The following is an 18,568-nucleotide window of genomic DNA, read 5'->3' as shown; positions in this document are numbered from 1 at the left end:
CGACAAATGACGGATTCAAGCATGATCGGCTCGGCCCCGCGCCGTATCGATGGCCGCCGCAAAGTCACCGGCACCGCGATGTACGCCTCGGATCATCATCTGCAAAACATGGCTTACGGTTACGGCGTGTTCAGCACCGTCGCCAGCGGCAAGATCACCGCGCTGGAGTTGGACGCGGCGCGCAAGTCGCCTGGTGTGCTGGAGATTTTCCACCATGGCAACTTTCCGCCGCTCTATCACAACTCCGCGTTGCCGATGTCTCTGGCGCAAATCCTCAAGGCGGCCAAGTCCGACGAAAGCCGTCTGCCGTTCGAAGACGAAACGGTCTACTACGCCGGGCAGTTCGTCGCGCTGGTGGTGGCCGACACCTTTGAGCATGCTCGGGCCGCGGCTTACAAGATCAAGGTCAGCTACAGCAAGAACACCGCCGTGGCCAATCTCGACCAGGGTATGAAGGCGGGCAAACTTCAGGACGGCAGCCCCAATCACAATCGTGGGGATGCAGGTGCCGCATTCGATAGCGCGGCCCACAGCATCGATGCGACCTACACCACCCCGGTCGAAACCCATAACCCGATGGAAATGCACGCCACTGTCGCCAACTGGGAAGACGGCCGCCTGATCGTCTACGAAGCCAGTCAGGGCGTAGTTGCGCATCGCAATTCGCTGGCGAAGATTTTTGGCCTGATTCCGGAGAAGGTCGAAGTGCGTGCGCCGTTCATTGGCTCCGGATTCGGCAGCAAGTTGTGGATCTGGCCGCACTCGGTGGCTGCCTGCGGCGCGGCCAAGGTGCTCAACCGGCCGGTACAACTGGTCGTGCCGCGCCAGCAGATGTTCACCACCACCGGCCATCGTCCGCAAACCCGGCAGCGTCTGCGTCTGGCCACTGATGACAAGGGCAAGTTGGTGTCGGTGCGGCATGAATCGATCAACACCACATCGTTCACCGATCCGTTCAAGGAGAACTGCGGTACGTCGACCAAGAGCCTGTACAGCTGCGCGAACGTATCGGTGACCCACAAGATCATCGAGGTCAATCGGGGCACGCCCACCTCCATGCGCGCCCCCGGTGCTGCGCCGGGGTTGTTCGCGCTGGAATCGGCGATGGATGAAATGGCCGACAAGATCGGCATGGACCCGCTGGCGTTTCGCAAACTCAATGTCTCCGAGCGTGACGAGAGCCAGAACCTGCCGTGGTCGAGCAACCACCTGCAGGAATGCATCGATCAGGCCGCTGAGCGTTTTGGCTGGAGCAAGCGCGATCCCAAACCCGGTTCGATGAAAGATGGCAACGAAATCATCGGTTACGGCATGGCCGCCTGTAATTGGGACGCCTATCGCACGCCTGCCGAGGCGCAGGTTTCGCTGCGCGCCGACGGCACCGCTTATGCGATCTGCGGCGTTCAGGACATCGGCACCGGGACTTACACCATCGTTGCTCAAGTGGTGAGCAGCATCACCGGAATCGCGCTGGACAAGATCGAAGTGGAATTGGGCAATTCATCCTTCCCGCCCGCCCCGGTTTCGGGCGGTTCCTGGGCCACGGCCAGTGTGCTGCCAGCGATTGCCGAGGCCACGCGTCAGGCGATAGAGCAACTGAAGGCCTTCTCCACCGCGCCCAAAGGCGTGTTCGCCGGGACCAAGGCCGATCAGGTCAGCTTCGAACAGGGGCAATTGAAAAGCGGCGAGAAAACCTTCGCCATCACCGATGTGCTCAAGGCGCAGAAACAGGCAAGCGCCTTCGGTGAAGCCAAGACCGGGATGAACGACACCAGCAAGCATTCGTTCCGCTCCTTCGGGGTGCATTTCGTTGAAGTGCGCTGGGATCCGGGCATTTCGCGGCTGCGGGTGGCGCGCGTGGTCAGTGCCATCGACGTGGGCAAGGTGATCAACCACAAGACCTCGCTCAACCAGGTCGAGGGCGCGATTGTCATGGGCGTGGGCATGGCGCTGTTCGAAGCCACCGAGTTCGACGAACGCGACGGCATGCCGGTCAATAACAACTACGCCGAATACGTGGTACCGGTACATGCCGATCAGCCGGAAATCGACGTGATCCTGCTGGATTACCCCGACTACGAACTCAACGAGTTCGGTGCACGGGGAATCGGAGAGATCGGCATCACGGGGCTGGCGGCGGCGGTGGCCAATGCGGTGTCCCATGCCACCGGCAAACGCATCCGCGACCTGCCGATCACCCTCGACAAGCTGATGGAGTTGCCGCCGACGATGAGTGCGTGAATCCAATAACCGGTCCGCTTTGCACCACGGCCCATGACGCTTGCTTGCCGATCGCGTCATGGGCCGTGCGGTACCGGCTTAGCGTGCGGTGATTTTCCACGCGCGGTGGATTTTGCCGTTGCGGGTGAAATCCGGATCGATCGTCTGCTGGGTGATTTCTTCGACCGTGTAGCGCTGCGACAGGTTCTCTTCGAGCTGGAACTTGCGGAAGTTGTTGGAGAAATACAGCACCCCGCCACTGGCCAGGCGAGCCATGGCCAGGTCGATCAACTGCACCTGATCACGCTGCACATCGAATACCCCCTCCATGCGCTTGGAGTTGGAGAAAGTGGGCGGGTCGATGAAGATCAGGTCGTATTCATCGCGGCTGGATTCCAGCCAGGCCATCACATCGCCCTGCTCCAGCCGATTCTTGTCGGAGAAACCATTGAGCGACAGGTTGCGCCGCGCCCAGTCCAGATAGGTTTTCGACAGGTCGACACTGGTGGTGCTGCGCGCCCCGCCCTTGGCGGCATGCACGCTGGCGGTCGCGGTATAGCAGAACAGGTTGAGGAAACGCTTGCCTGCCGCTTCACGCTGGATGCGCATGCGCATTGGCCGGTGATCGAGGAATAGACCGGTGTCCAGGTAGTCGGTCAGGTTGACCAGCAGTTTGACGCCGCCCTCGTTGACCTCGTTGAACTTGCCCTGAGCGCTCTGGCGTTCGTACTGCCGGGTGCCGCTCTGGCGCTCGCGACGCTTGACCACCACGCGGCTCTTGTCGATGTTCAGCGCCTGAGGGATGGCGGCGAGCGCGTCGAACATGCGAATCGAGGCTTTTTCCGGGTCGATGGACTTGGGCGCGGCATATTCCTGAACGTGCACCCAGTCGTGGTACAGGTCGATGGCCATCGCGTATTCCGGCATATCGGCGTCATACACGCGGTAGCAATCGATGCCTTCACGCTTGACCCACTTGCCCATTGCCTTGAGGTTCTTCTGCAAACGGTTGGCGAACATCTGCCCGCCTTCGCTCAAGCGCGGCTGTTCGATCACCGGGGCAGGGGATGGCATCGGCTTGATCGGGTTGCCGTTCTTGTTGAACGTGCGCTCTTGCGGCTCATCCGGGGTCTGGTCATAGGCCGCTTGTTCGCGCTCAGCCTGACGTTGTTCGGGGGTGCGACGCTCGCCGGTGACGAACTGATCCGGCTGCACCTTGATCAACAACAGCTTGCATGGCAAAGCGCCGTTCCAGAATGCGTACTGCTTGTGGCTGCGAATGCCCATGCGCTTGCCCAGGTCCGGCGCGCCAGTGAACACCGCGGCCTCCCAGTTCAGGCAGGCCTGACGCAGGCGCTCGCCCAGGTTCTGGTAGAGGTACAACAGGCTCGCTTCGTCGCCAAGACGCTCGCCGTACGGCGGGTTGCAGATCACCAGGCCTTTCTGGTTCTGATCCGGGCGGGGCTCGAACGTCGCCACTTCACCCTGATAGATCTTGATCCAGTCAGACAAACCGGCGCGTTCGACGTTGTTGCGGCCTGGCTGAATCAGACGTGGATCGGCTTCATAACCGCGAATCCACGACGGCGTTTTTGCCAGACCGGCTTCGGCGCGCGCCAGCGCTTCGTCATGCAACTTGCGCCACAACGCCGGGACGTGACCCAGCCAGGCTGAGAAACCCCAGCGCTCGCGCTTGAGGTTGGGCGCGATGTCGGCAGCGATCATCGCCGCTTCCACCAAAAAGGTGCCGACACCGCACATCGGGTCGGCCAGCGCGCCACCTTCGGCGGCAATACGCGGCCAGCCGGAACGGATGAGGATTGCCGCAGCGAGGTTTTCCTTCAGCGGCGCTGCGCCTTGCTGCAAGCGGTAGCCGCGCTGGTGCAGGCTGTGGCCGGACAGGTCCAGCGACAGAATCGCTTCGCCACGGTCCAGGCGCAGGTGCACGCGCAAATCCGGATTGAGCTTGTCGATCGACGGGCGCGAACCATCAGCCGTCCGCAGCCGGTCGACGATGGCGTCCTTGACCTTCAAGGCGCCGAAATGGGTGTTGTCGATGCCCGAGCCATGACCGCTGAACTCCACCGCCAAGGTGCCGTCCGCCTCCAGATGATCGGCCCACTCGATGTCGTGCACGCCGTGGTACAGGTCTTCGGCATCTTTCATCGGGAAGCGTTTGAGCACCAGCAGCACACGGTTGGCCAGACGGGACCACAGGCACAGCCGGTAGGCGGTTTCCATGTCGGCTCTGCCGCGGATGGTCGAGGTGTGTTCGCGGGTTTCCTCGAGGCCAAGCGCAGTGGCTTCTTCCGCGAGCAAGCCTTCGAGGCCTTTGGGACAGGTGAGGAAAAGTTCGTAACGGTCCGACATGAGTATTCCAGAGCCTTGGGCTTGAGTGGCGGGACAACGCATTGCCCAGCCCGATTGCAACAGACGTCTTTCATGGAGAACGCCTGCGTGGCACACAAATTGTGCCGATCCGCCGCATCGATGCATTTCGAGTACAGGCGTTATATCCGTCGGAACGGCCCGACCCATATTTTGATATTAAAAAACCAGTATTCAGCCCGACAACGGCAGCAATAAAAAGTCACATCCTGACCCTTCGTCGTTTTAAATCTGACGTCAATCAGCCATCAGCGTTACTTGAGAATGACTCGCAAAGTTCATGAAGACCCTCGGATCAGGGGGGCTCGCCAAAAAAATCCATTCGAAACGCGGTAGTGCTTATGGCGTTAAAGCTTCAAGGGTTACGTTCTTATGACAAAACGGTCATTCACAGCGTCCGGTGCATTAGTTAGAAATCACCTCAGGCCGTCGTCGCAACGACGATGGCATCACCGCCCGCGACGCCGGCAGCGGGCATCCAAAGGCAGAAGATTCTGCCCGGCCTCGACATGAGGTCTCCAGGGACATAACAGTCAACAAACGAGGGCAACACCCTATGAGAAGACTTAAGCGTGATCCGTTGGAAAGAGCATTTTCGCGCGGATATCAATACGGCGTAACTGGTAAATCCCGTGAGCTTTGCCCATTTACTCTACCGTCGGTGCGCCAAGCCTGGATCAATGGCTGGCGGGAAGGACGCGGCGACAACTGGGACGGTATGACCGGCACTGCGGGTATACACAGACTCAACGAACTTCACGCGGTCGGCTGACACTCAAATTACCAAAGGTACATTCCGACTCAATAACGTTTCTTCGAAAGAATCGACAATCTGCGTCGTAAACACCTGAACATGCACGCCCCACCCGGGCGGCGGGCCAAAAGCCCAAGAGGGGTTCCATTACGGAACCCCTCTTTTTTGGCCGGGTTTTGTGCCGCGCCTTTTAACGGGACATGGCGGCGATGGCATCGACCGCCTCCCGGATCAGCGCCGGGCCTTCGTAGATGAAGCCCGAATAGATCTGCACCAGGCTCGCCCCTGCAACAATCTTCTCGGCCGCGTGCTTGCCCTCGGTGATGCCGCCGGCGGCGATGATCGGCAGTTTACCGCCCAGCTCACCTGCCAGCACCTTGACGATATGGGTGCTCTTCTCGCGCACCGGCGCGCCGGACAGACCGCCCGCTTCATCGGCATGGGGCAGGCCCTCGACGCCCTGACGGCTGAGGGTGGTATTGGTCGCGATCACTGCGTCCATTCCCGACTCCAGCAACGCACTGGCCACCAGCACGGTTTCCTCATCGCTCATGTCCGGCGCGATCTTGATCGCCAACGGCACACGCTTGCCATATGTGACAGTCAGCGCTTCCTGACGCACGCGCAAGGCTTGGAGCAACTGCTTGAGCGAATCACCGAATTGCAGACTGCGCAGGCCCGGCGTGTTCGGCGAGCTGACGTTGACCGTGACGTAGCTGGCGTGGGCGTAGACCTTGTCCAGGCAGATCAGGTAATCGTCGACCGCGCGCTCCACCGGGGTGTCGAAATTCTTGCCGATGTTGATGCCCAGCACGCCGGTGTATTTGGCAGCCTGCACACGGCTGACCAGATGGTCGACGCCCAGGTTGTTGAAGCCCATGCGATTGATGATGCCTTGGGCGTGGGGCAAGCGGAAAATCCGAGGTTTCGGATTGCCCGGCTGAGCGCGTGGCGTCACGGTGCCGATTTCCACGAAGCCGAAGCCCAGCTGGGCGAATCCGTCGATGGCCGCGCCGTTCTTGTCCAGACCGGCCGCAAGGCCCACCGGATTGGGGAACTGTAAGCCCATCACCGTCACTGGGAGCCGCGCTGGCGCCTTGTTGAACAGGCCATTGAGCCCCAGCCGGCCGCCTGCGCCGATCAGGTCGATGGACAGATCGTGGGAGGTTTCCGGAGAGAGTTTGAACAGTAACTGGCGGGCCAGGTTATACATGGGCGGGCGCGGCTCGTTTGAGGCTGAAGTCAGCGGCGGATTATAGACGGCCACGGGGGTGGAGCGCGAGGCATGTCGCGAACTTTGCCCGGCATCTGCCAGACCACTGGCATATGGCTTGCTTGAACCTGTGCAAAGATCACGATCCAACGGCGGATGGTGAATCGGACAATGACGTCGCTACCTCCCCGGCCATGGCCTGGACGGTGCGGCGTTTTTTTATGGAAGGTCGCCAGTCCAATCACACGGCCGCCACCTTCAAGCGGAATCCGAAGCCATGAACGACACGCTTAACCCCCCGCTCGCCTGGGTCAATGGCAGCGACGCGCCCGAACTGAGCAGCATCGATGCAGGCTTCATGGCCCTCACCGACAGCGCCTCGCTGGTCGTCGCCGCCACCCAGGGTTTCGCCCAGCCTTACGGCCTGAACATTAACCTGCATCGCCAGCCATCGTGGGCAAGCCTGCGCGACAAGCTGGTAAACGGCGAGCTGCACGCTGCCCACAGTCTGTATGGCCTTGTCTATGCCGCGCAATTGGGGATCGGCGCCCAGGCCAAAGACATGGCGGTGCTCATGGGGCTGAATCAGAACGGCCAGAGCATCAACCTTTCTGCTGCCCTGAAAAGCGCAGGCGTGATCACTCCTGAGGCGCTGGATCGGCGCACGCACCAAAGCGGACCAAAACTGACCTTCGCCCAGACCCTGCCGACCGGCAATCATGCGCTGTGGTTGTATTACTGGCTGGCCAGTCAGGGCGTTCATCCCTTGCAGGATGTCGACAGCGTAGTGGTACCGCCGCCGCAGATGGTCGAGCACCTCGAGGCCGGGCGTATCGACGGGTTTTGCGTGGGCGAACCCTGGGGCGCCCGTGCCGTCAGCCAGAAGCTGGGGTTTACCCTGGCCACGAGCCAGGCGATCTGGCCGAACCATCCCGAGAAGGTGCTCGGTTGCAGCCTGGAATTCGTCCAGCAATACCCCAACACCGCGCGGGCCCTGGTGATGGCGGTGCTGGAGGCCAGCCGCTTCATCGAGCAAACACAGGAAAATCGTCGCAGCACTGCGCAGATGCTCAGTGGCCGCGACTACGTGAACACCCCCGTCGAAGACATCGAAGCGCGTCTGCTCGGGGAGTATTCCGATGGCCTGGGTAACCACTGGCAGGATCATCACGCCGTGAGCTTCCATCGCCAGGGCGAGGTGAACATGCCGTATCTGTCCGATGGCATGTGGTTCATGACCCAGTTCCGGCGCTGGGGCCTGCTGCGTGAAGACCCGGATTATCTGGGCATCGCCCGACAGGTTCAGCAGCTGGATCTGTATCGGCAGGCCGCCGAGGCACTGAACATCTGCGTCCCGTCCTCGCCGTTGCGCAGCAGCCAGTTGATCGACGGCAAGGTCTGGGATGGCAACGACCCGGCAGGTTATGCCCACAGCTTCAAACTCCACGCGCTGGCCGGTGCCACGCCCGTGACTGGTCAATAAAGGAGCCGCGAACATGTTGCGAATCCTGCTGATCAATGACACACCGAAGAAAGTCGGGCGATTGAAGGCCGCGCTCAGTGAAGCGGGTTTCGAGGTCATCGACGAATCCGGGTTGATCATCGACCTGCCTGAACGCGTACAGGCCGTGCGCCCGGACGTGATTCTGATCGACACCGAATCGCCGGGTCGCGATGTAATGGAACAGGTGGTGCTGGTGACCCGGGACCTGCCGCGACCGATCGTGATGTTCACTGATGAGCACGATCCGGGAGTCATGCGTCAGGCGATCAAATCCGGGGTAAGCGCCTACATCGTCGAAGGCATTCACGCCCAGCGGTTGCAGCCGATTCTGGATGTGGCCATGGCTCGCTTCGAAAGCGATCAGGATCTGCGGGCACAGCTCCACGCCCGCGACCAACAACTGGCCGAACGCAAACGCATCGAGACCGCCAAAGGCCTGCTAATGAAAATGAAGCACTGCAACGAAGAAGAGGCCTATACCTTGATGCGCAGGCAGGCGATGAGTCGACAGCAGAAGCTGATTCAAGTGGCTGAGCAGATCATCGCAATGAACGAGTTATTGGGGTAAACGGTTATGCACCGTTAGCAGCGTAAGCCGCCCCCATTTTCCCGGCTCTCGATATCAATCATCTGGCCCACTCCTTGCTTTATCAACCACACAGGTAGCCAACGGCGGTTGCCCCCCTCACGACAAAGACGTCGCACACCCCTTCGCCACACGCGAACAGGGTTGCGACGTTTTTTCGTTTTGGGCCCGGACAACGGGCCGGGTGGAGCGCCGTGCCGGTGCTTCACCTGCAAGACCCCACAGCGGCGCAGGCGCTCCGCCCGCCGGCGATGATTTCTGCAGATGAGGTGACAGATGAATACAAGTTTCTGGAAGGCCGGGCACAAACCCACGCTGTTCGCAGCGTTCCTCTATTTCGACCTGAGTTTCATGGTCTGGTACCTGCTCGGCCCCCTGGCCGTACAGATTGCCGCTGACCTGCACCTGACCGCCCAGCAACGGGGCCTGATGGTCGCCACGCCGATTCTGGCTGGCGCCTTTTTGCGCTTTCTGATGGGCATGCTGGCCGATCAGCTCTCCCCCAAGACCGCCGGGATCATCGGCCAGATCATCGTCATCGTCGCCTTGCTCTGCGCCTGGCAACTGGGCGTGCACAGCTATGAGCAGGCGCTGTTGCTCGGCGTCTTCCTCGGCATGGCGGGCGCCTCCTTCGCCGTCGCCCTGCCGCTGGCTTCGCAATGGTATCCGCCGCAACACCAGGGCAAGGCCATGGGCATCGCCGGCGCGGGCAACTCGGGCACCGTATTCGCCGCGCTGATCGCCCCGGTCCTGGCCGCAAGCTTCGGCTGGAGCAATGTGTTCGGCTTCGCTGCACTGCCGCTGGTGCTGACCCTGATTGCCTTCTGGCTGATGGCCCGCAACGCGCCTGAACGTCCACCGCGCAAAGCGCTGGGTGACTACTTCAAGGCGCTTGGCGACCGTGACAGTTGGTGGTTCATGTTCTTTTACAGCGTCACCTTCGGCGGTTTCATCGGACTGGCGAGCGCCCTGCCCGGCTACTTCAACGATCAGTACGGCCTGAGCCCGGTGACTGCGGGTTATTACACCGCCGCCTGCGTATTCGGCGGTAGCCTGATGCGCCCGCTGGGTGGCGCGCTGGCTGACCGCTTCGGCGGCATCCGCACGTTGTCGGGGATGTACGCCGTGTCCGCCATCTGCATCGCTGCGGTGGGTTTCAACCTGCCTAGCTCTTGGGCTGCGCTGGCCTTGTTCGTCGCGGCCATGCTCGGCCTGGGTGCAGGCAACGGGGCGGTATTCCAACTGGTGCCGCAACGTTTCCGCAAGGAAATCGGCGTGATGACCGGGCTGATCGGCATGGCGGGCGGCATTGGTGGCTTCCTGCTGGCAGCGGGCCTGGGGGCGATCAAACAGAACACCGGCGACTATCAGCTGGGCTTGTGGCTGTTCGCACTGCTCGGCGTGCTCGCCTGGTTCGGTTTGATGAACGTCAAGCGTCGCTGGAGAACTACCTGGGGCTCGGCTGCGGTCACAGCTGCGCGTGTCTGATTACTCCGGAGCGTGGCGGTGAATCAGCCTCTGCCCCAGAAACCGGCAACAGCGACGGGATTGCACTTGCGCTTTGCCGAATTCAGCGCCACCGGCCCTCGGGCGGAGAATCAGGACGCCACCCGCCTGGTCACGCCCGCCCCAGCATTGGCGGCCAGCAAAGGCTATCTGTTCGCGCTGGCCGACGGTGTCAGCCAGTGCGTCGATGGCGGTCTGGCTTCCCGCTCCACGCTGCAGGCTCTGGCGCTGGATTACTATTCGACGCCGGAAACCTGGGGCGTGGCGCAAGCCCTGGATCGGCTGTTGGTGGCCCACAATCGCTGGCTGCTGGCCAACGGGCTGCTAACCACGCTCAGCGCCCTCGTCCTGCGGGGGCGGCGTTTCACCCTCGCCCATGTCGGCGATTGTCGGGCCTATCGGTGGCTGGACGGAACGCTGCAACGCATCAGCGACGACCATCTCTGGCAGCAGCCGGACATGCAGCATGTGCTCAAACGCGCGCTGGGCCTGGATCAATATCTGGTCATGGACTATCTGGACGGCGAGCTGCGTCAAGGCGAGCGTCTGCTGCTGGTCAGCGACGGGGTCTGGGCGACCCTGGGCGACGGCCGCATTCGTTCGATTCTCGACGAGCAAGAGGATCTCGATGCCGCAGCGCGCACGCTGGTGAACGCCGCGCATCTTGCAGGCAGCCAGGATAATGCTACCGCCCTGCTGATTCAGGTCGATCAACTGGGCGCCGACACGCTGGGCGACACCCTTATTCAACTGCACCAGTGGCCTTTGCCTGCGGCGCTGAAGGCCGGGCAGTCGTTCGAGGGCTGGCAGGTGCAGGAGCATCTGGGCGACTCCCGACAGTCGACGCTGTATCGGGTCCAGGACGCCCGGCAACGTCACTGGCTGCTCAAAACCCTGCCCCGTTCGCGGCAGGATGACGCCAGTGCCGGGCAGGCGTTGTTGCTGGAGGAATGGTTTCTGCGTCGGGTCGCCGGGCGTTTCTTTCCGCAGATTCATCCGCTGCCGGATCGTCAGCACCTGTATTACGTCATGCGTGAGTATCCGGGACAGACGCTCGCTCAGATCTTTGCCGAGCACGGGCCATTGGAACTGAGCCGTTTGCTGAGCCTCGCGCGGGAATTGATCTCAGCGATCGGTCTGCTGCACAGACGCAACATCCTGCACCGAGACATCAAGCCGGAAAACCTGCTCATCGACGCCCGAGGCGATTTGCGCGTGCTGGATTTCGGGCTGGCATTCTGTCCCGGTCTGTCAGCCGACGCGCCCGGCGACGTACCCGGAACCCCGAGCTTCATCGCACCGGAAGCCTTCGAAGGCGCGCCCCCTGCCCCGGCCCTGGATTTATATGCCGCGAGCGTCACCTTGTATTTCCTGTTGACCGGGCATTATCCCCACGGCGAAATCGAAGCCTTTCAACACCGTCATTTCGGCCATCCGGTTTCAGCCAGCCGCTATCGCCCGGACACGCCCGAATGGCTCGATCGGCACCTGGACAAGGCTCTTCAAGCTGATCCCGCCAAGCGCTTCGAGACCGCCGAGCATTGGTTGCTTGAGCTGCGACAGGGCGAAACGGGCAGCCTGAACCTGCGGCCCAGACCGCTGCTGGAACGCGAGCCCATGAAGGTCTGGCGAGCGGTTGCGCTGGTGTCGCTGATGTTGAATCTGCTGCTATGGATCTGGCTGCTCAAGCGTTAATGGCGCTGGGCCGAACGCTTTGGCAGATTCCAATAGCGCTCAACGGACAGCCTTTAGCTGCCAGATCCCAATCTGCGAGTCAGGGGCTGTGAGTACAGGCATTGCGAGCCATCGCTCGGCTACCATCGCGCGCTGTATAGCGTCCTACATATCGCGATGAGAGGTGGTAACTGTGATCAAACATAGATTGGCTGTGGCCCTCGGTGGACTGTTGCTGACGACATCAGCTTCGAGTTTTGCCGCAGAGGATTTCCGGGTGGCGTACGCCGGCTCGATGGGAGTGGTCATGGACAAGTTCCTCGGCCCGTCGTTTGCCACTCAGCAGCACGTCAATTACCAAGGCCAGGGCGAAGGCGCCTACGGCCTCGCGCGCCTGCTTGCCTCTGGCAAGGCGACGGCAGACGTGTTCGTGTCCATCACCCCGGGGCCTGTCGAAATTCTGCAAAAAGCAGGGCTGGTAGACGAAGCGATTCCCGTCGCCAGCACGCGCATGGTAATCGCCTACAACCCCAAGAGTCAGTTCGCCGCTGCATTGGCAGCGAGCAACCGACCCGACGCAACCACGCCCTGGTGGCAGGTGCTTAAACAGCCGGGCCTGAAGTTCGGCCGCACTGACGCCCGCGTCGATCCACAAGGCCAGAACATCATCTTCAGCGTCATGCTGGCCGAGAAATACTACAAGCAACCCGGCCTGAGCAACGCGGTGCTGGGCGATGTGCAAAACCCGGCGCAGGTCTATGGCGAAGGCGGTCTGCTGACGCGTTTGCAGGCTGGCCAGCTGGACGCTGCATCGGGCTACGAAAGCGCCACGCTGTCAGCCAAACTGCCTTACGTGGCATTACCGGACGAGATCAACCTGAGCAATCCGGCGTTCACCAAAACCTGGTACGACACCGTCAGCCTGAACCTGACTGATAGCAAAGGTCAGCCACAGACCGTGAGCCCTCAGCCTTTGGTGTTCTACGCGGCTGTGTTGAAACACGCGCCCGATCACAAACGCGCAGAGGCCTTCGTCGACTTCCTGCGCTCCGCCGAAGGCCAGGCATTGTTCCGCCAGAACGGCTACGGCCAGCCCAAAGGCGAAGCGCTGCACCCATGACGGCTTACCAGCCCAAAGCACGCTGCGTCGCCTGGATGGGCGCTCCGGCGTGTGCATTGCTGACCCTGCCATTCGTGACATTGATCGATGAGACCTCTTGGGGTGACCTGCATCTGGCCTATGGCGACTGGCAGGCGGTTCTTACCTCGCTAGGCCTGACCGCGTTCTCCATGGTACTTATGGTGGGGCTGGGGCTACCCCTAGCGTTCTGGCTGGCGCGCACCGCGTCGCCATTGCGCGCCTGGGTTCAAGGCTTGGTACTGATCGCTCTGCTGACTCCGCCGCTCGCGATGGGCATTCTGCTGGTATCAACGTTCGGGCCCTATACGACGGTGGGCGAGATGCTCACGCACATCGGCGTTTCGCTGTCGAACAACGCCGCAGCGTTCGTTCTGGCGCAACTCTATGGCGGGCTGGCGTATTTCGTTCTGTCGGCAACATCGGCCTTTACCGGTGTACCGGGAGCGCTGGAAGAAGCGGCAAGAAGCCTGGGTTGCACGCCTTGGGAGGCTTTTTATCGAGTGACGTTGCCAACCGCGCGCCGAGCATTGGCGACAGGGCTTGCAATTGCCTGGGGCCGGGTGATTGGCGAGTTCGGTATCGTGATGGTCTTTGCTTACTTTCCGCAGGGCATTCCAGTCAAACTCTTCGTGAACTTGCAGAATGACGGGGTCGATGCGGTGTACGCATTGGTGTGGCTATTGTTGCTGGTCACCTTGCCGTTTCCGCTGTGGTGCCTGGCAAAGTTTGCGAATAAAGCCAAATAGTAGATTGCCACTTGCAACGCAATAATTCGGTATCAAGCTGGATACATCAGCGCCATCTGCGGATTTTTTAGGAAAGTGGAAAAAGAAAAACCCGGCCGAGGCCGGGTTCTTCTGCAAAGCGCGGGCTAATTACTTAGCTTGAGCTTCGACTTGTGCTTCTACGCGACGGTTAACAGCGCGGCCAGCCTCGGTTGCGTTGTCAGCAACTGGACGGGATTCGCCGTAGCCAACCGAGTTCACGCGGTCAGCGCCAACACCGTACTGGTTAACCAGAACTTGTTTAACGGCGTTTGCACGACGCTCGGACAGTTTCTGGTTGTAAGCGTCAGGACCGACGGAGTCAGTGTGACCTTCAACAGTGGTGGTGGTTTGTGGGTACTGCTTCATGAAGTCAGCCAGGTTCTTGATGTCGCCGTAGCTGTTTGGCTTGACGACCGACTTGTCGAAGTCGAATTTCACGTCCAGCTCAACACGTACGACTTCAGCAACAGCCGGGCAACCATTGGCGTCAACGGTAACGTTGGCCGGGGTGTCAGGGCACTTGTCGACGTTGTCGCAAACGCCGTCGTTGTCGCTGTCGGAGCACACTTCAGCTACTGGAGCTGGTGCTGCTTCAACTTTCTTCGAACCGCCACCGAAGTTTACGCCGATACCGACGCTAGGCGCCCACTCGGTGTCACCCTGGTCGATGTTGTACTGAGCTTCAACGCCAGCACGGGCGTAGAAGTTGTCAGTGAAGTACAGCTTGGCGCCGCCGCCGATGTTGGCGAAGGTGGAACGGTTACGACCACCGCTGCCATTCTGACCGATGCTTTGATCGGAGAAACCAGCCGAGACGTACGGACGCAGCATGTCGCCCGGATTGTTGAAGTGGTACAGAGCGTCCAGAGCGGTGTTAGCGCCCTTGATGTTCTTGCTGTCGTCGCTGCGAACGTTGTGCACTTCGTCGTAGCCCAGACGCAATTCAACGTCGTCGGTCAGGAAGTAGCCAACAGAACCGCCGAACAGGTTGCCGTCATTTTTGAAATTACGAGCGCTGTCGAACTGTTCTTTCTTGGCGAAGCCTTCGATTTCGACTGCGCCTTGGCCTTGTGCCAGAGCGCCGAACGAAGTTGCGGCAACAATAGTACCAATGGCCAAGCCCAAGGTGTTTTTCAGTTTCATCCGTTAAATCCCCATCTGGTGATTGTAAAGCAGTCCCCTTATCGGAGGACAACTCATCGGCAAGTCTATCAGAACTTGCCTGCCCGTTAGAGATATTTGCGCCGAGTTAAGTTTCGGTAACGCCTGCAAATTTCTCACGTAATTTATCAAGTGCCCGTTTGTACCGCATTTTCGTCGCACTCAGGCCCATATGCATTATGTCTGCGATCTCCTGAAATTCCAGCTCTGCCACGAATCGCAGCACCAGAATCTCCCGGTCAATCGGGTTCACATGCACCAGCCAGCGATCGAGCCCGCCCTTTTCTTCTGGTTTCGGCGTCTTGTCTTCAGACGCTTCCTCGAGTGGGTCGAGACTCAAAGCGTCCATCAACCGACGCTTGCGACGCTCCTTTCTGTACTGCGTAATACATTCGTTGTATGTGATGCTGTAGAGCCAGGTTTTGAATTTCGATTTTCCCTCGAAATTCTTCAATCCATACAAGACCTTAAGCATCACCTCCTGACAGACATCGTCAGCATCGCGATCGTTCCCTAAATATCGTGCGCAGACGTTAAAAAGTGTCCGCTGGTAGCGACGCATCAGCTCTTCGTACGCGCGAGTCACATGAAACAACTCGGCATGCGAGCGCGCAACCAACTCCTCATCGGAGAGCTCGCGGGGGTCGTAACGCAGTGAGAGCGGTTGGGGTTTATTCAAAACAGGTCGTGCCGACAGTCAGGTAAATGTCCGCCACAGCCCCGGTTCTCCGGGATTTTGCGGCGGCATACATTAGCAGATTTGCCGGTTCAGCGGCTGCTCACTCGCTGCTCGAGAAGGATTCGGTTCGACAACGAGACCAATTCCCCTTCATCGGTCAGCAGGGTGGTTTTCACCGTGCCAATCTCTTCGATCTGCCCTTCGACCTCTCCAACACGCACTTGTTGCCCTACCTGGTACAACTCCCGTACATAAATTCCTGCCAGTATCTGGCTCGCGATTTCGCGACTTCCCAGCCCCATTGCCAACGCAACGGCCAGACCAACGGTAATCAATCCGATCACGATAACATGGTTCAGCAGGTCGGTTTTCACCTCCAGCTGACTGATCGCCACCGAAATGCTGATGATGATGACCAGCCACTGGGCGATACGCCCAAGCCCCGCAGCGTAATCCAGGCCGACACCTTCGGCTGCGCCACGGACGATACCGTGGACCAGCTGTGCCAGCAAAACGCCTACCAGCAGCACCAGTGCCGCACCGAACACCTTCGGCAAATATAGCGCCAGCATGTCCAGTGTCGCCGAGACCCGCTCGAGGCCGAGGGATTCTGCCGCCGACACCAGGAAAATCAAGAGTACGAACCAATACACGATCTTTCCGATCAGTGTCGAAATCGGCACCTGGACGCCTGCGCGACTGATCAGTTTGGTCAGGCCGGTGCCGCCCATCAGGCGATCCAAACCCAGTTTTGCCAACAGCTTGGACAGCAGGGTATCGAGCAGTTTGGCAACCACGAAACCCAAAAGAACAACCACCAGAGCGCCGAACAGATTCGGGATGAAGTTCGCGACTTTGGTCCACAACGCAGTCATTGCAGTGACCAGGCTCTGTGTCCAGAGATCCAATTCCATATTCAATCAGCCTTGTCTTGGGCGCCGAAAAATGTTCTGCCGGCAATCGTCGCCTTGCGACGGGAAACAGGTGAAACGTGAGCCGAACCGTTGTTCACGGCGATCATCAATGCCTGTGTGCAACGGCCGAGCAGACCGAACAAATCGCCCGCACCAACCTGGCGGTTCGCGGTCTTCAAGACGCGGCCCAGCACAGCATCGTCGTCCCGGCTGGCGGACGAAGAATTGAGCATGTCGCGCAGTGATTCTTCAAACGGGTCGTGCATGGGCACCTCACGTATTGTCACTGAAAGACGCAAGCAATTTCGCATGAGTCACAAAATGCACGCTGCTCAATGTGTTTTTTTTTCCATCACACCCATCGCAGACGCTTGAACAGCCACATTTGCCCCAGTGCGACGACGATCATCAAACCGCACGCCAGCAGAAAACCGTGGGGATTATCCGACCCCGGAATCCCCCCGACATTGATGCCCAAAAGGCCGGTCAGGAAGCTCATCGGCAGGAAGATCCCGGTGATGATCCCGAAGCGGTACATGGTCCGGTTCATCCGCTCGTTGAGGCGTCTGTCTTCGGCCTCAAGCACCAGCCCAACGCGCTCTCGGGTCAGTTCCAGCTCTTCCAGATAACGCGTCAGACTGTTGTTCAACTCGTTCCAGTAATCAGCATCGTCCTCGACGAACCAAGGCATCTTGCTGCGGGTCAATTGCGCGTAGATTTCCCGCTGCGGCGCGAGGAATCGGCGCATCCCCGCTGCCCTTCTGCGGATGTGCACCATGTTGCCGTGTTCGGGCATATACCGTTCGTCGGCATCTATCCGTTCTTCCATGTCATCGACGAGTTCGGTCAGCTCGCTGACGACCGCCTGCACCTTGTCGGTGAGCAGTTGCGCCAGGTAAACCAGCAACTCGGAGGCGGCCCTGGGCCCCTTGCCCTGCTTGAGCAGTTCAATCAACTCGTCCGTGGCGCGCAGCGAGCGAAGGCGCAACGAGATCACCTGCTGGGCCGCGGCGAAGATGCGTACCGAGACCATGTCCTCAGGCTCGGCACCGGGATTGAGGTTCACGCCCCGTAAAAACAACAGCAGTTCGTTATCCGGCAAGGGCAACAGCCGTGGCCGGGTGTTCTCTTCGAGCATCAGGTCGCAGACGAATTGACTGAGGCCGCTTGCGTTGCGCAACCACGTCTGCGTCTGCGGATGGCTGCGATCCCAGTGTAGCCATACGCTTTCGTATGGCTCCAGCTGCAGGCTATCGAGTTCGGTCCGAGCTATTGAACGCGCCCCGCCTTTGCCGTCAAGCACAAGGGCATGCACCAGCCCCCACTGCGCGTTTTCTTCGTCGAACATTCGAGTCCTTGCGGTCCTGCTACCTGGCATCAATAAACGAAACGGCCAGTCAGTCCGGCATCTTCAAAGGGCTTGGCGAGACGATGATGCCGTTGTTGTCGGCATACACATATTCCCCGGGGCGGAACGTCACGCCGCCGAAACTCACCACCACGTTCAGATCGCCAAGCCCGCGCTTGTCGGTCTTGAGCGGGTGACTGGCCAATGCCTGGACACCGAGATCGGTCTGCGCCAGGACATCGACATCACGCACGCATCCATAGATGACCATGCCTTCCCAGCCATTCTTCGCGGCTTTCTCTGCCAACAGGTCCCCCAGCAATGCGCGGCGCAGCGAGCCACCACCATCGACGACCAGCACCTTGCCCTTGCCATCCTGCTCGGACTGCTCGCGGACTAGCGAATTGTCTTCGAAGCACTTGAGGGTGACGATCTGTCCCCCGAAGGAGTCGCGACCACCAAAGTTGCTGAACATCGGCTCGACCACCTGAACCCGCTCAGGGTAGGCGTCGCACAAATCCGGAGTGATGTAGTGCATGGGGTGCTCCTGTCTTTAAAGGCATCGTTTAACAAGGATTGAATCGGCTCGCGGCAGATCCCGATGGCACGCTTGTCTGACCGCGCCGGCCATCACAATGCTTCCTTTATATAGAACAAAATCCTGACCGACGAGTGCTGCACGCTACCCGATCGTACTTCAATGTCAGTCATTG

General features: G+C 60.0%; 17 protein-coding genes. 9 read left to right on the top strand and 8 right to left on the bottom strand.

Annotated features, from left to right (window positions below):
• The first annotated feature begins 6 nt into the window (after positions 1 to 6).
• Entirely contained in the window at positions 7 to 2,241 is a 2,235-nt protein-coding gene (locus tag CE491_RS18300; RefSeq protein WP_110949742.1) for a xanthine dehydrogenase family protein molybdopterin-binding subunit, read from the top strand.
• Positions 2,242 to 2,319: 78 nt separating this feature from the next.
• Here the strand turns inward: CE491_RS18300 and rlmKL are convergent, their stop codons facing one another.
• Positions 2,320 to 4,590: a bifunctional 23S rRNA (guanine(2069)-N(7))-methyltransferase RlmK/23S rRNA (guanine(2445)-N(2))-methyltransferase RlmL gene (gene rlmKL / locus CE491_RS18295; RefSeq protein ID WP_110949741.1), complete on the bottom strand. Its 2,271-nt coding sequence runs from the start codon at positions 4,588 to 4,590 to the stop codon at positions 2,320 to 2,322.
• A 41-nt stretch (positions 4,591 to 4,631) separates the two neighbouring features.
• Between rlmKL and CE491_RS30320 the strand changes: the two genes are divergently transcribed.
• Both CE491_RS30320 and rmf read left to right on the top strand, forming a co-directional pair.
• Positions 4,632 to 4,892, top strand: coding sequence for a hypothetical protein (locus tag CE491_RS30320; protein WP_199885165.1), 261 nt, complete (start codon positions 4,632 to 4,634; stop codon positions 4,890 to 4,892).
• A 272-nt stretch (positions 4,893 to 5,164) separates the two neighbouring features.
• A complete protein-coding gene (gene rmf, locus CE491_RS18290) occupies positions 5,165 to 5,380 on the top strand; it encodes a ribosome modulation factor (protein ID WP_010223328.1) in 216 nt (71 codons plus the stop codon).
• A 172-nt stretch (positions 5,381 to 5,552) separates the two neighbouring features.
• Here the strand turns inward: rmf and CE491_RS18285 are convergent, their stop codons facing one another.
• Entirely contained in the window at positions 5,553 to 6,575 is a 1,023-nt protein-coding gene (locus tag CE491_RS18285; protein WP_110949740.1) for a quinone-dependent dihydroorotate dehydrogenase, read from the bottom strand.
• 277 nt (positions 6,576 to 6,852) lie between these two features.
• On the opposite strand from CE491_RS18285, the gene CE491_RS18280 reads away from it, so the two are divergent.
• From CE491_RS18280 to CE491_RS18255, 6 genes are all read left to right on the top strand, one after another.
• Entirely contained in the window at positions 6,853 to 8,058 is a 1,206-nt protein-coding gene (locus CE491_RS18280; RefSeq protein ID WP_110949739.1) for a CmpA/NrtA family ABC transporter substrate-binding protein, read from the top strand.
• Positions 8,059 to 8,071: 13 nt separating this feature from the next.
• Positions 8,072 to 8,647, top strand: coding sequence for an ANTAR domain-containing response regulator (locus CE491_RS18275; protein WP_110949738.1), 576 nt, complete (start codon positions 8,072 to 8,074; stop codon positions 8,645 to 8,647).
• Between the two features lie 294 nt (positions 8,648 to 8,941).
• Positions 8,942 to 10,153 (top strand): nitrate/nitrite transporter, encoded by a 1,212-nt coding sequence (locus CE491_RS18270; RefSeq protein WP_110949737.1) that lies wholly within the window; start codon positions 8,942 to 8,944, stop codon positions 10,151 to 10,153.
• Between the two features lie 60 nt (positions 10,154 to 10,213).
• Entirely contained in the window at positions 10,214 to 11,866 is a 1,653-nt protein-coding gene (locus CE491_RS18265; protein ID WP_110949836.1) for a bifunctional protein-serine/threonine kinase/phosphatase, read from the top strand.
• A 172-nt stretch (positions 11,867 to 12,038) separates the two neighbouring features.
• On the top strand, positions 12,039 to 12,965 hold the full coding sequence (locus CE491_RS18260) for an extracellular solute-binding protein (protein ID WP_234407623.1): 927 nt from the start codon (positions 12,039 to 12,041) through the stop codon (positions 12,963 to 12,965).
• On the top strand, positions 12,962 to 13,732 hold the full coding sequence (locus CE491_RS18255; RefSeq protein ID WP_110949735.1) for a molybdate ABC transporter permease subunit: 771 nt from the start codon (positions 12,962 to 12,964) through the stop codon (positions 13,730 to 13,732). The genes CE491_RS18260 and CE491_RS18255 overlap by 4 nt, the downstream gene beginning before the upstream one ends.
• 129 nt (positions 13,733 to 13,861) lie before the next feature.
• On the opposite strand, the gene CE491_RS18250 is transcribed toward CE491_RS18255, so the two are convergent.
• From CE491_RS18250 to rraA, 6 genes are all read right to left on the bottom strand, one after another.
• Complete coding sequence (locus CE491_RS18250) at positions 13,862 to 14,896, bottom strand: OmpA family protein (protein WP_110949734.1); 1,035 nt, start codon at positions 14,894 to 14,896, stop codon at positions 13,862 to 13,864.
• A gap of 106 nt (positions 14,897 to 15,002) precedes the next feature.
• Positions 15,003 to 15,593, bottom strand: a complete 591-nt coding sequence (gene sigX, locus CE491_RS18245; protein WP_110949733.1) for an RNA polymerase sigma factor SigX — start codon at positions 15,591 to 15,593, stop codon at positions 15,003 to 15,005.
• Positions 15,594 to 15,682: 89 nt separating this feature from the next.
• Positions 15,683 to 16,507, bottom strand: a complete 825-nt coding sequence (locus CE491_RS18240; RefSeq protein ID WP_110949732.1) for a mechanosensitive ion channel family protein — start codon at positions 16,505 to 16,507, stop codon at positions 15,683 to 15,685.
• A gap of 2 nt (positions 16,508 to 16,509) precedes the next feature.
• Positions 16,510 to 16,773, bottom strand: coding sequence for a CrfX protein (locus CE491_RS18235; RefSeq protein ID WP_110949731.1), 264 nt, complete (start codon positions 16,771 to 16,773; stop codon positions 16,510 to 16,512).
• 86 nt (positions 16,774 to 16,859) lie between these two features.
• Positions 16,860 to 17,855 carry a zinc transporter ZntB gene (locus tag CE491_RS18230; protein WP_110949730.1) on the bottom strand — a complete coding sequence of 332 codons (996 nt, stop codon included), beginning with the start codon at positions 17,853 to 17,855 and terminating at the stop codon, positions 16,860 to 16,862.
• A 49-nt stretch (positions 17,856 to 17,904) separates the two neighbouring features.
• Complete coding sequence (gene rraA / locus CE491_RS18225; RefSeq protein WP_110949729.1) at positions 17,905 to 18,393, bottom strand: ribonuclease E activity regulator RraA; 489 nt, start codon at positions 18,391 to 18,393, stop codon at positions 17,905 to 17,907.
• Positions 18,394 to 18,568 lie beyond the last annotated feature (175 nt).

It is taken from the genome of Pseudomonas bohemica (genome assembly GCF_002934685.1).
Lineage (GTDB): Bacteria > Pseudomonadota > Gammaproteobacteria > Pseudomonadales > Pseudomonadaceae > Aquipseudomonas > Aquipseudomonas bohemica.
The sequence above is the reverse complement of the archived record's forward strand: the minus strand, read 5'-3'. Positions and strand labels throughout refer to the sequence as shown.